We start from the raw sequence: 15,002 nt of genomic DNA, 5'->3' as shown, positions 1-15,002 counted from the left end.
CAAGCTCGGCGACGTCAGGTAGTACGACAGTGCCTGGCGCGGTCTCGGCGGCGCCCGAAGCGGGTTCGCAGGCTGCGGGTGCGTTGCCGGCCAGCGGCGCGCATGTCTGGTCGGGAGCGATCCAGTCCCCGGCTAGCGAGGCTGCAGAGGGTGCGTCGGCGGCTATGACCGCACAGCCGGCATCGCAACCGCGTGCGCAGGTGTCCAGCTTGCAGCAATTGCTTGCGCTGAAAAACCGCGTGCTGATGGAGTTGCAGAAGCACGGCATCGGCGGTTCGCCGGCTGCGACGGTCACGCCTGCTACAAACGGTGCGCAGCCTTCGGTGGGCGCTTCGTCCGCGGTGGCCGTTGCCGGCCATGGTGGCGCTGCGACTTCCACGTCGAACGACGTCGGCATCTCGCAGACGAATTTGAGCATAGCGGCGGCGATTGGCGCGGCATTGGTCGCGCTGCTGGCGGCTTTGCGTCTGCGTCGGCGTAAGCGCGCGCGTGTTGCCGCGGCTGGAGGCTCGCTGGCGGCTGACGCAGCGGCGGCTGCCGCGCGAGCGGCTGGGTCGCAGGATGTCGTGTCGCCGCGCGAAGCGTCGGATTCGAACCACGAAGTGGCAGCGGCGCATGCGGCGGCACTGGCGGCGGCTGACCGTGAGGGCGCAGAACGTGATGCGGCAGCACGGGACATGGCGGAACGCGTCGCAGCGGAGCGCGAAGCGGAAATTCGCGAGGCGGCGGCGCGCGAGGCAGCAGAGACAGAACGTGCAGAGCGCGCAGCAACCGAACGCGCGGAGGCGGACCAAGCGGCGGTTGAACGTGCGGCAGAAAATCACGACGCGGCACAACGCGCCGCAGCCGAACACGAAGCCGCTGCCCACCAACCGCACACAGATTTGCCCGCACAAGACACCAATGTGTCCCAGCACGCGTGGCAGGAAAGCCACCCGGCGGCTCCCTTCGTCGAACCTGCGGAACCGATCTCGGAAATTGAACCGACCACCCAAAGCGGTTTCACATCCGAACCGCTTCCCGCAGCCCATCACGAAGACCTCGACGGGGCGACCACGGCCGCGAGCCTTGCAGCCGCCGCGGAGCTCGGTGCTGAAGCCTTGCCGCTGGCATCGCTTGAACCGGTCAGCGAGACCTTCCAGCAAGAGGTGCCTCCGCACCGCCTGCAATGGGACGACGAACCGGTATCGAGCGCGCCACAGCATATGGATGAACCGCTTGCTGAGCCGCAGAACCATCTCGAGACCCCGTCGCCGGTCATCGATTTCACGCCGCAGCAGGCCGAGCCGCACACGACTTCGCCGTTCGGTCAGCCGCACAGCGACACGTCGGCACATCCGGTGCCCGACACATCTGTGCCGGCCGTGCCCGCGGCCCAACAGGATGCGGCTCACGTCGAACCGACGTATCAGCCGTCTGATGAGCTGCAATCGCAGTCGCATCAGCAAGTCGAAACCGGCACGCCCGATGGCGCACCGAATGTCGAGCCGGCATCGGCCGCGCCAATTCAGCCCGTGCTGGCCGCCCCGACCGAGTTTCCACGCGACGCCGTCGATGCATTCAGCAGTCTGGACATGCCCTTGCCGCCGCGCCTCGAATTGACCGACACGGCCGTGAGCGCGCCCGCATCGCTGTCGACACAGCCGGTTGCCTCCCCGGAAACCACGGCGCAACAAGCCATTGCGCCGCACGATCCGGATGACGCGCCGCACATCGCCGATGAAATCTCCGCCGGCACCGCAGGCCATGCGGCCGTCGCGGGCTTGGGCGCGGTCGGCTTCGGCGCGCTGAAGCTCGATTTCGACCTCGAGTTGCCACCGAGTCCGGCTCAGCCGTTGCCCGCTTTCACGCCGGCGGATCTCAGCCGCATCGCTCGCAACAAGCTTGATCTGGCCGCCGAATATATCGACCTCGGCGATCTGTCCGGCGCGCGCGCGCTCATCAACGAAGTGATCGAAGCGAACGATCCGGCCACGCGCACCGACGCCCGCGCGCTGCTCTCGACGCTCGCACCGTTGTCGTGAAGCGTATTGCGCTAGGCGTCCAGTACGACGGCTCGGCATTCTGCGGCTGGCAGTCGCAGCCGCACGGCAAGACCGTGCAGGACGAGCTCGAACGGGCGTTGCGCGAGTTCGCGCAAACGCCCGTGCAAACCGTTGTGGCGGGCCGCACGGATACGGGTGTGCATGGCCTCGGCCAGGTCGTGCACTTCGACACTGAACTCGATCGCACGGATTTCTCTTGGATTCGCGGCACCAACGCCTTCCTGCCGAAGACGATCGCCGTGCAATGGGCCAAGCCGATGCCCGACGAATTCCACGCGCGTTTTTCTGCGTTCGAACGGACCTATTACTACGTCCTGTACGTCCATCCGTTCCGCTCGCCGATGCAGGATACGCGCGCCGGCTGGGTGCACACGCCGCTCGATGTCGACGCCATGCGGGCCGCCGCCGCCCATCTGATCGGCGAACACGATTTTTCGGCGTTCCGTTCGTCGCAATGCCAGGCGAAAACGCCGGTCAAACATCTGTATCAAATCGACATGCGGCAACAGGGCGACTTCGTTCATTTCCGCTTTCGGGCGAACGCGTTCTTGCACCATATGGTGCGCAACCTGATGGGCTGTCTTGTCGATATTGGCCGGGGACGCCATCCGGCCGACTGGATGGCCGAGGTGCTCGCCAGCCGCGATCGCGACTGCGCCGCGCCAACCTTCATGCCTGACGGCCTGTACCTGGCGCAGGTGGGCTATCCTGAGCAATTCGCCGTGCCCGCGCCGCAAACAGGCAGCGTGCCGTGGAGCAATGTATGGACCGAGCAAGAGCAAACATGAAGTCAACTGATAATCTGGCGGCCGAAGCAAACGCCCGCGCGCAACAGCATGCCGCGCCGCATCGCACGCGTATCAAGCTGTGCGGCCTGTCAAAGCCGGAAGACGTGTCGCTGGCGATCGACCTCGGCGCCGACGCGATCGGCCTCGTGTTCTATCCGCCGAGCCCGCGTTCGGTGAGCGTTGCGCAGGCGGTCGAATTAGTGCACGACGTGCCGCCGTTCGTGTCGGTAGTCGGCTTGTTCGTGAACGCAACGCCGGACTGGATTCGCGAAGTCGTCTGCAATGTTGGGCTCACGCTGCTGCAATTCCACGGCGACGAAACCGCGGAGCAGTGTGAATCGCTCGCCGGCGTTGCGGGTTTGCCTTGGTTGCGCGCCTTGCGAGTCGCGGCGGATACTCAACCGGCAGATTTGGTAAAATCAGCGCTTAACTATTCAGCAGCCAGCGGCCTTCTGTTCGACACCCATGTCGAAGGCTATGGCGGCGGCGGGAAGGTTTTCGATTGGTCACTTATTCCAGCAGAGCTCGCGCGTCGGGCCGTTTTGAGTGGTGGGTTGAACGCGCAAAACGTCAGTGATGCGATCCATCGCGTGCGCCCGTACGCGGTCGATGTCTCGAGCGGCATCGAAGTGCCGGGCGCCAGGGGCGTGAAAGATCACGCCCGGATGGCGGCGTTCGTACGCGCAGTGCGCGCAGCGGACGCTGAATGATTCAGGCGGCGCGGTTTTCTCATAGGAAAGCCGTGCGCCACACTGAGAAGAGTGATCACCATGTATAACTTGCCTGACGAAAGAGGCCATTTCGGCCAGTATGGCGGCGTGTTCGTCGCCGAAACGCTGGTTCACGCGCTCGATGAGCTGCGTGCCGCGTACGAGAAATTTCAAAAAGACCCGGAATTCGTCGCCGAATACGAGCGCGAACTGAAGTATTTCGTGGGTCGTCCGTCCCCCATTTATCACGCACAACGCTGGAGCGACATGCTCGGCGGCGCGCAGGTTTTCCTCAAACGTGAAGACCTGAATCACACCGGCGCTCACAAGATCAATAACGTGATCGGCCAGGCGCTGCTCGCGAAGCGCATGGGCAAGCCGCGCGTGATCGCGGAAACTGGCGCCGGCCAGCACGGCGTGGCGACCGCGACCATCGCGGCGCGCTTCGGCATGGAATGTATCGTCTACATGGGCGAAGAAGACGTGCGCCGCCAGGCGGCCAACGTCTACCGGATGAAGCTGCTCGGTGCGACCGTCGTGCCAGTGACGTCCGGCTCGCGCACGTTGAAGGACGCGCTCAACGAAGCGATGCGCGACTGGGTGACCAACGTCGAAAACACCTTCTACATCATCGGCACGGTGGCGGGACCGCATCCGTATCCGATGATGGTGCGCGATTTCCAGCGCGTGATCGGCGACGAGTGCAAGGTGCAGATGCCTGAACTGGTCGGTCGCCAGCCGGACGCCGTGATTGCGTGCGTTGGCGGCGGTTCGAACGCAATGGGTATCTTTTACCCGTACATTGACGACGCTTCGGTGCAACTGATCGGCGTGGAAGCCGCGGGCGACGGGATCGAATCCGGCCGTCATGCGGCCTCGCTGATCGGCGGCAGTCCGGGCGTGCTGCATGGCAATCGCACCTATCTCCTGCAAGACGAGAATGGTCAGATTATCGAGACGCATTCGATCTCGGCCGGTCTGGACTACCCGGGCGTCGGCCCTGAGCATGCGTGGCTAAAAGACATCAACCGCGCGCAATATGTCGGCATCACCGACGAAGAGGCGCTCAAGGCGTTCCACGATTGCTGCCGCATCGAAGGCATTATTCCGGCGCTCGAGTCCAGCCACGCGCTGGCCTACGCCGCGAAGCTCGCGCCGACGCTGCCGAAGGACAAGGTCCTTCTGGTCAATCTGTCGGGCCGCGGCGACAAGGACATGCATACGGTCGCTGAGCGATCGGGCATTCAGTTCTGAGCGCCGCGACGATGCGCGACGAGTTCGACGAGCCGCAACCGGCGCTTGAAACCACCCCGGCCGCCGAGGTAGTGGCGGCCGAGGCGCCTGCACCCTTGTTAGCGCAGGTGCCCGCCGGCATCAGGCTGTTGAACCGCGATTTTCTGACCGATGTAGCGAACATTCCTGACGGGTCGATCGACCTGATCCTTTGCGATCCGCCTTATGGGCTCGGCAAGGATTATGGCAACGACTCCGACATGCGCTCCGGCGAGGATTTCCTCGCCTGGACGCGTGGCTGGCTCGAGCTGGCTATTCCGAAGCTCAAGCCGTCGGGTTCGCTGTATATCTTCTGCACCTGGCAGTACGCGCCGGAAATCTTCAGCTTCCTGAAGACACAACTCACGATGGTCAACGAGATCATCTGGGACCGGCGCGTGCCGAGCATGGGCGGAACGGTGCGCCGTTTCACCTCGGTGCACGACAACATCGGCTTTTTCGCGGTGTCGAAAGATTATTTTTTCGATCTCGATCCCGTTCGCATCCCGTACGATGCCGTCACGAAGAAGGCGCGTTCGCGGAAATTGTTCGAAGGCAGTAAGTGGCTGGAGCTTGGCTATAATCCCAAGGACGTCTGGTCGGTATCCCGGCTGCATCGGCAACATGCCGAACGCGTCGATCATCCGACCCAGAAGCCTCTGGAAATCGTCGAGCGGATGGTGCTAGCAAGTTGTCCCAAGGGCGGGCGCGTACTCGACCCGTTCATGGGCAGCGGCACCACCGCAGTCGCTTGCGCTCGGCAGCAGCGCGAATTCGTCGGCTATGAGATCAATGAAAGTTACTGCGCGATAGCGCGCGAACGCGTTAGCGCGGCCGCGTCGGCGCCCACTGCCGCTCGCAAAACCCGCAAAAATGCGGCCAAAGCTGAGCAGCAAACCGAGGCGCAATAAGCGCGCAGTAGCTTAAAAATCCGAGAATATTCCATGTCCCGTATCAAGAACACGTTTGCCGCGTTGTCCGCCCAGGGTAAGAAAGGCCTGATTCCGTTCATGACGGCTGGCGACCCGGATCCGGCGCGCACGGTCGAATTCATGCACGCGCTCGCCGCCGGCGGCGCCGATGTGATCGAACTTGGCGTGCCGTTTTCCGATCCGATGGCCGACGGCCCGGTGATCCAGCAGTCGTCCGAACGCGCGTTGGCGCATGGCGTGTCGCTCCGTCACGTGCTGGCCGATGTGAAGCGCTTCCGCGAAACCGACGACAAGACGCCGGTGGTGCTGATGGGCTACGCCAATCCGATCGAGCGCATGGGCACCGAAGCGTTCGCCAAGGCGGCGAAAGAAGCTGGGGTGGATGGCGTGCTGGTTGTCGACTACCCGCCTGAAGAGTGCGTTAACTTCGCTGAACAGATGCGATCTGCTGGCATCGATCCGATCTTTTTGCTTGCACCCACCTCCACGGATGAGCGCATTGCGGAAGTCGGCAAAATCGCCAGTGGCTACGTCTATTATGTGTCGTTGAAAGGTGTGACCGGCGCGGCAAATCTGGACGTTTCCAGCATCGCGAGTAAAATCCCCGCCATCAAGTCGCGCGTACCCCTGCCGGTGGGCGTCGGTTTTGGCATTCGTGACGCGCAAACGGCGCGTTCGGTGGCCGAAGTGTCCGATGCCGTCGTGATCGGCAGCCGTATCGTGCAATTGCTCGAACAAGCGGCCCCCGAAACCGCCGCCGAGACGCTCACGCGCTTCATCGCTGAAGTGCGCGAGGCGCTCGATAGCGTCGCGACTGCCCGATAACAGTTATTTTTGTCGGCTGTAGTGTGAACGGCGGGTTCGTCCCGCCGTTTGCGCAACCGCTGACCCCAGAAGGATTCAATATGAGCTGGCTCGATAAGCTGCTGCCGCCGAAAATCAAACAAACCGACCCGAAGAACCGCAAGGGGATTCCGGAAGGGCTGTGGATCAAGTGCCCGTCGTGCGAAGCCGTGCTGTACCGCAATGACGTCGAGGCCAATCTGCACGTTTGCCCGAAGTGCGACCATCACATGCGTATCGGCGCGCGTGAGCGGCTCGACGGCCTGCTCGACCCGGAAGGCCGCTACGAAATCGGCCAGGAAATCGTCCCGGTCGACGCGCTCAAGTTCAAAGACAGTCGCAAGTACCCGGATCGTCTGAAAGAGGCGATGGACGACACCGACGAAACCGACGCGATGGTCGTGATGGGAGGTGCCATCCACACGCTGCCGGTGGTGGTCGCGTGCTTCGAGTTCTCGTTCATGGGTGGCTCGATGGGTTCGGTGGTCGGCGAGCGTTTCGCGCGCGGCGCACAGAACGCGCTCGAACAGAAAGTGCCGTTTATCTGCTTCACCGCTTCGGGCGGCGCGCGGATGCAGGAAAGCTTGCTCTCGCTGATGCAGATGGCGAAGACCACGGCCATGCTGACCAAGCTCGCCGAAGCCAAGCTGCCGTTCATTTCCGTGCTGACCGACCCGACCATGGGCGGCGTGTCGGCGAGTTTCGCGTTCCTGGGCGACGTGGTGATCGCCGAGCCGAAGGCGCTGATCGGCTTTGCCGGCCCGCGCGTGATCGAACAGACCGTGCGCGAAAAGCTGCCGGAAGGCTTCCAGCGCGCCGAGTTCCTGCTGACAAAGGGCGCGGTCGACATGATCGTCGACCGTCGCAAGCTGCGTGAAGAAATCGCGCAATTGATGGCGCTGTTGAGCCATCAGCCGGCGGACGCAGTGGCGTAAGCCTTCGCATCCATGCCATGGCACGCGCTGTCAGGCGTGGCCATCGTCAGAAAAACAGTCAAAAAATAGCGCGCCGCGAGAGTCATCAAGCGGCGCGCTGTCATTTCCGGGATAATCACGATCTCGCAACGCAGCACAGCTCAGATTCACTCGATGACCACATTCCCCACCCTCGACGCGTGGCTCACGCACCTTGAATCCGCGCATCCTGTCGGCATCGACATGGGTTTGGGCCGTATCTCCCAGGTACGTGACGCGATGCAGTTGTCGTTCGCGTGCCCGATCATCACGGTCGGCGGCACGAACGGCAAGGGATCGACCTGCGCAATCCTCGAATCGATTTTGCTGCGCGCGGGCTTCACGGTGGGCTGCCACACGTCGCCGCACCTGCTGTCGTTCAACGAGCGGGCACGCGTGAACGGCGAAATGGCGAGCGACTCGGACCTGCTGCCGCACTTCGAAGCGGTGGAAGCGGCGCGCCTCAGCCTCGCCGAACCGGTCACGCTGACCTATTTCGAATTCACGACGCTGGCGATCATGAGCCTGTTCGCCTCGCGCGGATTGGACGCGGTGATCTTCGAAGTCGGCTTGGGCGGCCGCCTCGACGCGGTCAACATCCTTGACGCGGACTGCGCGATCATCACCAGCATCGATATCGATCACACCGAGTATCTCGGCGACACGCGCGAGAAAATCGCCTTCGAAAAAGCCGGCATTTTCCGACCGGGTAAGCCAGCGATCTGCGCCGATCCGGTGCCGCCGCAAACGCTGATCGACTACGCCGAAAAGATCGGCGCAGAATTGTGGCTGTTCGGCCGCGATTTCCGTTACGAAGGACAGGCGGGCAGCGAGCGCCAGCAATGGAGCTATGTGGGCCCGACGATGCGCCGTTCCTCGCTCGCCTATCCGGCGTTGCGCGGGGCGAATCAGTTGATCAACACGTCGGCGGCACTTGCGGGTCTTGAAGCGCTGCGCGACCGATTGCCGGTGTCGGCGCAGGACATCCGCCTTGGTCTCGCTAACGTCGAACTGCCGGGGCGCTTCCAGGTGCTGCCCGGCAAGCCGGCCATCGTGCTCGACGTCGGCCACAATCCGCACGCAGCCGCGGTGCTGACGCAAAACCTCGGCAACATGGGCTATTTCCCCTACACCTATGCCGTGTTCGGCGCGATGCGCGACAAGGACATTGCCGGCGTACTGGCACACCTGAAGGGCGAAATCGACCACTGGTGCGTGACCGATCTGCCGACTCCGCGTGCGGGTTCGGCGGAAGAACTCGAGGCGGCCTTGCGCGAGCAGGGCGTGAGTGACGGCCACGATAGCAGCGTGACGCGCTACGCATCGCCGGCAGAGGCATTCCAAGACGCGCTAAAACGAGCGTCAGAGAATGATAGAATTGTCGTTTTCGGCAGTTTCTATACGGTAGCAGGCGTGATGGCCTACCGTAAATCGCAGCAACACTGAACGGGCGCCAGGCTCGAACCAAGCGATTCATGGGAATTTTCTCGTTCGGCAAGAAAGACGACGCACCTACTCGGCGCGGCGCAAACACCAGTTCCACTCGGGCCGCCCGTGGCGAGCGCGTGGAGCGGCGAACCCGCCGCACGGAGCGCACCGTGGATGCAGATGCGATGCTGCTCGACCCTACGCTGCCTGAAAAGCAGCGTGCGCGGCGCAGACTCGTCGGCGCGATCGCGCTGGTCGTCGCAGCGGTGGTGATCCTGCCCATGGTGCTGGATTCGCATCCGAAGCCCGTTACTGACGACATTTCCATCGATATTCCAAGTCGCCCCGCGCCGAAGGTCGCCAAGACCGACGAAGACACGCAGGCCGGCGTAGCACCGGATAACCCAGTGCCTGACGCGGCACTTGCCGCTTCCGGCCTTGCGCCGACAACGGCAGCCACGCAAGGCCAATCCGGCGCTGTCAAGCAGCAGAGCGCGGTGACCAGCGCAGCACCCGCGGCCAAACCGGCTGTGAAGCCGCAAGCGCCCGCCGCCGTCGCCGCCAATACGGCACCGGCAGCACCCGTCGCGCAAGCACCTGCCAAACCGGTCAAAGCACCCGCCACGCAAAGCGCGGCGAATGTTCCGGCGCCGAGCGAAGACAGCGCGAATACTGCCGCTGCAGGCGCGGACGCCAATTCCGGCACGCCGGCATCGCCGCCGGGCAGCCGGTTTGCCGTCCAGTTGGGCGCATTTGCGAACGATGCCAACGCGCGTAATTGGGCTGCCAAGTTGAAAGCGGCCGGTGTGCCCGCATATACCGAACATCGGAAACAGGCCGACGGCTCGACGCTTACGCTATTGCGCGCCGGTCCGTTCGCTGACCGTGCAGCGGCTACCGCCGCCATTGCGAAGGTTCGTGAGGCCGGCTTGACGTCGGGCGCGAACAGCGGCGCTGCACAGTAAGCGAGCGATGTTCACTGCCTTCGACTACGCTGTAATAGCGGTGATCGGTTTGTCGGCCTTGCGCGGCACATGGCGCGGCTTTTTGTCTGAGATATTCGGGCTGATCGGCTGGATCGCGGCGTTTTTCATTGCTTGCCGCTTTGTCGGTTATGTCGTGCCGTTTATCCCTGCCACGTGGCCGGGCGGCGCGCTAACCCAGTGGCTTCTGGCGTTCGCGCTGGTGGCGATCGGCGTGGTGCTGGTAGCAAGCGTGCTGAACGCGTTGCTGAGCCGCATTGTGCAGGCAACCGGCTTGAGCGGCGTGGACCGCTCGCTCGGTTTGATGTTCGGCCTCGTGCGCGGGGTCGTTCTGGTGCTGGTTCTGGTCGCCCTTGCTGGCTTGACCGAACTGCCCCAACAGGAATTCTGGCGCAACGCCTTGCTTCGGCCCTATGCGGTCGAGGGCGTGCACGTAATGAAACCGCTGCTTCCCGAGACGCTCGCTGCCTACGTCCGCGTATGACGATCAGGCGGGTGGCCACGGGAAGTTCGCAGGACTCCGGCGCAATCCGGTTGCCTCTATGCAACGTCGCGTACCGTCACGTACCCTCGCGCAGCATCGCAGGCACCGGCCGCCGTTACGAATTTCGTACCTTTGAAGGACATGCCATGTGCGGCATCGTAGGCGTAGTTTCCCACTCTCCGGTCAATCAGCTGATCTATGACAGCCTGCTGCTTCTGCAGCACCGCGGTCAGGACGCCGCCGGCATCGCGACAGCGAACGGCAGCAACTTCCACATGCACAAGGCCAACGGCATGGTGCGCGACGTGTTCCGCACGCGCAACATGCGCAGCCTGCCCGGCACCACCGGTATCGGCCAGGTCCGTTACCCGACCGCCGGTTCTGCATCGAGCGAAGAAGAAGCCCAGCCGTTCTACGTGAACGCGCCGTTCGGCATCATCCTCGCGCACAACGGCAATCTGACCAACTGGCAGCAGCTGAAAGATGAGATGTTCCGCATCGATCGCCGCCACATCAATACCAATTCCGACACCGAAGTGATGCTCAACGTGCTCGCGCACGAATTGCAGCTGTCCAGTTCGAGCCTGCAACTCGATCCGGCCGCGCTGTTCAATGCCGTGTCGGGTGTGCATCGCCGGGTGCGGGGTTCGTACGCGATCGTTTCGTTGATCGCCGGCTACGGTCTGCTTGCTTTCCGCGACCCGTTCGGCATTCGCCCGTTGTGCCTCGGCAAGCAGGAAACGGCGGAAGGCGTCGAGTGGATCCTGGCATCGGAATCGGTCGCGATCGAAGGTATCGGTTTCGAGTTCGTGCGTGACGTGGCGCCGGGCGAAGCGATTTTCATCGACCTCGAAGGCAATTTGCACGCGCAGCAATGTGCGACGAATCCGAGCCTGAACCCGTGCATTTTCGAACTCGTGTATCTCGCGCGTCCGGACTCGGTGCTCGACGGCGTGCCGGTCTACAACGTGCGTCTGCGCATGGGTGATTACCTCGCTGAGAAGATCAAGCGCGAATTGCCCGACGTTCCGATCGACGTTGTGATGCCGATTCCCGATTCGTCCCGTCCGGCCGCGATGCAGGTCGCGAAGAAGCTGGGCGTTGAGTATCGCGAAGGCTTCTTCAAGAACCGTTACGTAGGCCGCACCTTCATCATGCCGGGCCAGGCGATGCGCAAGAAGTCGGTGCGCCAGAAGCTGAACGCCATGGGCATCGAGTTCAAGGGCAAGAACGTGCTGATCGTCGACGATTCGATCGTGCGCGGCACCACCTCGCACGAAATCGTGCAGATGGCACGCGATGCCGGCGCGAACAAGGTGATCTTCGCTTCGGCGGCGCCGCCGGTGAAGTACCCGAACGTCTACGGTATCGATATGCCCACGCGCGGTGAACTCGTCGCACATGGCCGCACGGACGATGAAGTCGCGCGCATGATCGGCGCGGATTATCTCGTTTATCAGGACGTCGACGCCCTGAAGCAGGCAGTGCGCGATATCAACCCGGCGCTGAAGGAATTCGAAGCCTCGTGCTTCGATGGCAACTACGTCACCGGCGATGTCACCACCGAATACCTCGACCGCATCGAAACCGCGCGTCTCGCACCGTCCTCGCAATCGGACCGCGACGCCGCGAGCGACGCGGCCGAGGGTGGTCCGGCGCGTTCGCAACTGCATCTGCAATTGTCGGTCGGTTGAACGATCCCGCGTGCGGTGTGCCATGTCAGTGGTCCGCTGCACGCCACGCCGCGAGCGTGTTAGCATGATGGCTTGCGTCGATTTGATCTCAGCTTGCGGACGCGGGGCAACCCAAAACAGCTAAAGCGAATGGTGGAAAAGCCGCAGTCATCCGCCTCCGCTCCAGCTTTCCCCGCACATGAAGCCCGCTTATGCCGACGCAAAAGCGGGCTTTTTTGTTACTGCCGTTTGGCCTTATGCGCGCTTTTCACGTGAGCGGTAGATGCCAAACCCAGTCACGGAACATTGGAAACCAGAACTAACATGGACGACTCCCTGAACTTCGATACGCTGGCAGTCCGCTCGGGCACGGTGCGCAGCGACTTCAACGAACATTCGGAAGCGATTTTCCTGACCTCGAGCTTCGTCTTCGCGAGTGCCGCGGACGCCGCCGAAAAATTCAAGAATTCCGAAGACAACTACACTTATTCGCGCTTCACGAACCCGACCGTCTCGATGTTCCAGGACCGTCTGGCCGCGCTCGAAGGCGGCGAAGCGTGCATGGCCACGGCTTCGGGGATGGCCGCGATCATGTCGGTGGTGATGTCCGTGCTGCAGGCCGGCGACCATCTGGTCAGCTCGCAAGCGCTGTTCGGTTCGACGCTCGGCATGTTCTCGCAGATCTTCAGCAAGTTCGGCATCACGACGACCTTCGTCGATCCGACCGACCTGGACGCGTGGAAAAACGCCGTGCGTCCAGAGACGAAGATGTTTTTCCTCGAAACGCCTTCGAACCCGCTGACCGAAGTCGCCGATATCGAAGCGATCAGCAAGATCGCCAAGGCGGCCAATGCGATATTCGTGGTCGACAACTGCTTCTGTAGCCCGGCCCTGCAACAGCCGCTGAAGCTCGGTGCGGACGTCGTGATGCATTCGGCTACCAAGTTCCTCGACGGCCAAGGCCGTGTGCTCGGCGGCGCGCTGGTCGGCTCGAAGAAGTTCATCATGGAAAAGGTGTTCCCGTTCGTGCGTAGCGCCGGGCCGACCTTGTCCGCGTTCAACGCGTGGGTGCTGCTCAAGGGTATGGAAACGCTGTCACTGCGCGTTGAAAAGCAGTCGGCGAACGCACTCGAAATCGCGCGCTGGCTCGAAACGCATCCGGCCGTGAACCGCGTGTTCTACCCGGGGCTCGAATCGCATCCGCAGCACGCGCTGGCCATGCGTCAGCAGAAGGCGGGCGGCGCGATCCTGTCGTTCGAACTGAAGGGCGAAACGCCTGAGCAGATGCGCGCGAACGCCTGGCGTGTGATCGACAGCACGAAGATCTGCTCGATCACCGGTAACCTCGGCGATACGCGTACCACCATCACGCATCCGGCTACGACTACGCATGGTCGCGTGACGCCGGAGGCGCGTGCGGCGGCGGGCATTACGGAAGGGCTGATCCGTCTCGCAGTGGGTCTGGAAAACGCCGGCGATATTCGCGGCGATCTGGAGCGCGGTTTGGCGGGTTAATAACGCCACGCTGTGCACTCGCTGCAGGAAACGCGGGCTGCCTTTTCAGGTGGCTCGCGGATTGCACGAACTCAATGGCGCAACGCGCGCCATTGACCGGGCGCCAGCCCGAAACGCCGCGTGAATGCGTGGGTGTAAGCGCTTTGATCGCCGAAGCCGATTTCCAGAGCGATATCGCTCAGCGACAGGCGCGGATCAGACAATAAGCCAAGAGACGTATCGAGCCGCAGACGCTGTAGATAGCGATGGGGCGTTTCGCCGAAGGCGTCGATAAAAAGCTGATGAAAGCGCCGCATGCCGAAGCCGCAGTGCGTGGCCAAGTCGGTGATGCGCAGTGGCTCAGACAGATGCGCACGCAGCCAACGGTCGATGCGCGCGAAGTCGAGGCCAAGCGCGTGTGCCCCGATCGTTGTGCCGGCGTCCGCCACTAACGCAGCGCCCAATCGTGCGGCTGCGTCCCATTGAAAACGCCGGGTATCCAACTCGTCGGCTTGTGCGCCGCCTGTAGCGTGCGCCGCAATCCGATGCACGAGTTGCGTGAGCGAGGCATCCACCGTCACGGCCCGCGCGCGGTCGAACAGACGTTCCGGCACGGCCAGCGAGGCGGCCGGCAGATCCAGCACCAACTGCCGGTTCTCGCCGATGCCCGCGTAATCGTGCCGCGCTCCGGCTGGAATGAGCCAGGCAGAACCGGCGTCGATCTGTTGGGCGACGCCGTCTACCGCCATCACCATCGCGCCGTCGAACCCGAGCACGACTTGGTGAAAGTCATGCACGTCCGACGCTTCGACCGCGCCGTAACGGCGCAGCGAAACGCTAGGTGCGGTGACGGCGGCGTGACTCATTGGCGAAGCCCGATTACAAAATACGAAACAGCGCAGCGAAAAACTTAGACGCCGAGCAGTTCGACTTCGAACACGAGCGTTGCATTCGGCGGAATCACGCCGCCTGCGCCACGCACGCCGTAGCCGAGTTGCGGCGGAATCGTCAGCTTGCGGGTGCCGCCGACCTTCATGCCTTGCACGCCCTCATCCCAGCCCTTGATGACCATGCCGCCGCCCAGCACGAACGCGAACGGGTCGTTGCGGTCCTTGCTCGAGTCGAACTTCTGGCCGTCGGTCAGCCAGCCCGTGTAGTGCACGCTGACGGTCTTGCCGGCAACCGCTTCGGCGCCGGTGCCTTCAACGATGTCTTCATATTTCAGGCCGGATTCGGTAGTCACAGTCGACATGTGTCGCTCCTTAGTCAAATCGTAAAAACCGACATTGTAGGCGTGTTGGCGTCGCATCGCCGAGGATTGCGGCGTGGCATGCGGTTTGCGTCCACGTTGGCCGTCCGGCCACGCTGGTTGCGCGCGGCGGCATGCCTATAATGGG

General features: G+C 63.0%; 14 protein-coding genes. 12 read left to right on the top strand and 2 right to left on the bottom strand.

Annotated elements, in window-relative coordinates:
* From GNZ12_RS00880 to GNZ12_RS00825, 12 genes are all read left to right on the top strand, one after another.
* Positions 1-2,024: FimV/HubP family polar landmark protein (locus tag GNZ12_RS00880; protein WP_172308579.1), on the top strand; the 2,024-nt coding region annotated here is incomplete at its 5' end.
* The gene (gene truA / locus GNZ12_RS00875) at positions 2,021-2,833 is read left to right on the top strand and encodes a tRNA pseudouridine(38-40) synthase TruA (RefSeq protein WP_172308578.1); all 813 of its coding nucleotides are present in this window, start codon (positions 2,021-2,023) and stop codon (positions 2,831-2,833) included. The genes GNZ12_RS00880 and truA, both read left to right, overlap by 4 nt.
* Complete coding sequence (locus tag GNZ12_RS00870) at positions 2,830-3,543, top strand: phosphoribosylanthranilate isomerase (RefSeq protein WP_172308577.1); 714 nt, start codon at positions 2,830-2,832, stop codon at positions 3,541-3,543. The genes truA and GNZ12_RS00870 overlap by 4 nt, the downstream gene beginning before the upstream one ends.
* Before the next feature lie 60 nt (positions 3,544-3,603).
* Positions 3,604-4,797, top strand: a complete 1,194-nt coding sequence (gene trpB / locus GNZ12_RS00865; RefSeq protein WP_172308576.1) for a tryptophan synthase subunit beta — start codon at positions 3,604-3,606, stop codon at positions 4,795-4,797.
* An 11-nt stretch (positions 4,798-4,808) separates the two neighbouring features.
* Complete coding sequence (locus GNZ12_RS00860) at positions 4,809-5,726, top strand: DNA-methyltransferase (protein ID WP_172308575.1); 918 nt, start codon at positions 4,809-4,811, stop codon at positions 5,724-5,726.
* Positions 5,727-5,759: 33 nt separating this feature from the next.
* A complete protein-coding gene (gene trpA, locus GNZ12_RS00855; RefSeq protein WP_097394835.1) occupies positions 5,760-6,572 on the top strand; it encodes a tryptophan synthase subunit alpha in 813 nt (270 codons plus the stop codon).
* 80 nt (positions 6,573-6,652) lie between these two features.
* Positions 6,653-7,525, top strand: coding sequence for an acetyl-CoA carboxylase, carboxyltransferase subunit beta (accD, locus tag GNZ12_RS00850; RefSeq protein ID WP_074289018.1), 873 nt, complete (start codon positions 6,653-6,655; stop codon positions 7,523-7,525).
* 153 nt (positions 7,526-7,678) lie between these two features.
* Entirely contained in the window at positions 7,679-8,989 is a 1,311-nt protein-coding gene (gene folC / locus GNZ12_RS00845; protein ID WP_172308574.1) for a bifunctional tetrahydrofolate synthase/dihydrofolate synthase, read from the top strand.
* 29 nt (positions 8,990-9,018) lie between these two features.
* Positions 9,019-9,936, top strand: coding sequence for an SPOR domain-containing protein (locus tag GNZ12_RS00840; RefSeq protein WP_172308573.1), 918 nt, complete (start codon positions 9,019-9,021; stop codon positions 9,934-9,936).
* 7 nt (positions 9,937-9,943) lie between these two features.
* Positions 9,944-10,438: a CvpA family protein gene (locus tag GNZ12_RS00835; protein ID WP_172159762.1), complete on the top strand. Its 495-nt coding sequence runs from the start codon at positions 9,944-9,946 to the stop codon at positions 10,436-10,438.
* A 146-nt stretch (positions 10,439-10,584) separates the two neighbouring features.
* The gene (gene purF, locus GNZ12_RS00830) at positions 10,585-12,132 is read left to right on the top strand and encodes an amidophosphoribosyltransferase (protein WP_172308572.1); all 1,548 of its coding nucleotides are present in this window, start codon (positions 10,585-10,587) and stop codon (positions 12,130-12,132) included.
* A gap of 303 nt (positions 12,133-12,435) precedes the next feature.
* Positions 12,436-13,626 carry an O-succinylhomoserine sulfhydrylase gene (locus GNZ12_RS00825; protein WP_172308571.1) on the top strand — a complete coding sequence of 397 codons (1,191 nt, stop codon included), beginning with the start codon at positions 12,436-12,438 and terminating at the stop codon, positions 13,624-13,626.
* 71 nt (positions 13,627-13,697) lie between these two features.
* Here GNZ12_RS00825 and GNZ12_RS00820 read toward each other — a convergent pair whose 3' ends face one another.
* Complete coding sequence (locus GNZ12_RS00820; RefSeq protein ID WP_172308570.1) at positions 13,698-14,471, bottom strand: AraC family transcriptional regulator; 774 nt, start codon at positions 14,469-14,471, stop codon at positions 13,698-13,700.
* 44 nt (positions 14,472-14,515) lie between these two features.
* The gene (locus tag GNZ12_RS00815) at positions 14,516-14,857 is read right to left on the bottom strand and encodes an FKBP-type peptidyl-prolyl cis-trans isomerase (protein ID WP_027803023.1); all 342 of its coding nucleotides are present in this window, start codon (positions 14,855-14,857) and stop codon (positions 14,516-14,518) included.
* Positions 14,858-15,002: the final 145 nt, after the last annotated feature.

The organism is Paraburkholderia solitsugae, from assembly GCF_013177695.1.
Taxonomy (GTDB): Bacteria; Pseudomonadota; Gammaproteobacteria; order Burkholderiales; family Burkholderiaceae; genus Paraburkholderia; species Paraburkholderia solitsugae.
The sequence above is the reverse complement of the archived record's forward strand: the minus strand, read 5'-3'. Positions and strand labels throughout refer to the sequence as shown.

Excerpts from the sequence above, each read along its gene's own strand:
- GNZ12_RS00870 (WP_172308577.1), top strand. The coding sequence starts at position 2,830 with ATGAAGTCAACTGATAATCTGGCGGCCGAAGCAAACGCCCGCGCGCAA.
- trpB (WP_172308576.1), top strand. The coding sequence starts at position 3,604 with ATGTATAACTTGCCTGACGAAAGAGGCCATTTCGGCCAGTATGGCGGC.
- GNZ12_RS00860 (WP_172308575.1), top strand. The coding sequence starts at position 4,809 with ATGCGCGACGAGTTCGACGAGCCGCAACCGGCGCTTGAAACCACCCCG.
- trpA (WP_097394835.1), top strand. The coding sequence starts at position 5,760 with ATGTCCCGTATCAAGAACACGTTTGCCGCGTTGTCCGCCCAGGGTAAG.
- accD (WP_074289018.1), top strand. The coding sequence starts at position 6,653 with ATGAGCTGGCTCGATAAGCTGCTGCCGCCGAAAATCAAACAAACCGAC.
- folC (WP_172308574.1), top strand. The coding sequence starts at position 7,679 with ATGACCACATTCCCCACCCTCGACGCGTGGCTCACGCACCTTGAATCC.
- GNZ12_RS00840 (WP_172308573.1), top strand. The coding sequence starts at position 9,019 with ATGGGAATTTTCTCGTTCGGCAAGAAAGACGACGCACCTACTCGGCGC.
- GNZ12_RS00835 (WP_172159762.1), top strand. The coding sequence starts at position 9,944 with ATGTTCACTGCCTTCGACTACGCTGTAATAGCGGTGATCGGTTTGTCG.
- purF (WP_172308572.1), top strand. The coding sequence starts at position 10,585 with ATGTGCGGCATCGTAGGCGTAGTTTCCCACTCTCCGGTCAATCAGCTG.
- GNZ12_RS00825 (WP_172308571.1), top strand. The coding sequence starts at position 12,436 with ATGGACGACTCCCTGAACTTCGATACGCTGGCAGTCCGCTCGGGCACG.
- GNZ12_RS00820 (WP_172308570.1), bottom strand. The coding sequence starts at position 14,471 with ATGAGTCACGCCGCCGTCACCGCACCTAGCGTTTCGCTGCGCCGTTAC.
- GNZ12_RS00815 (WP_027803023.1), bottom strand. The coding sequence starts at position 14,857 with ATGTCGACTGTGACTACCGAATCCGGCCTGAAATATGAAGACATCGTT.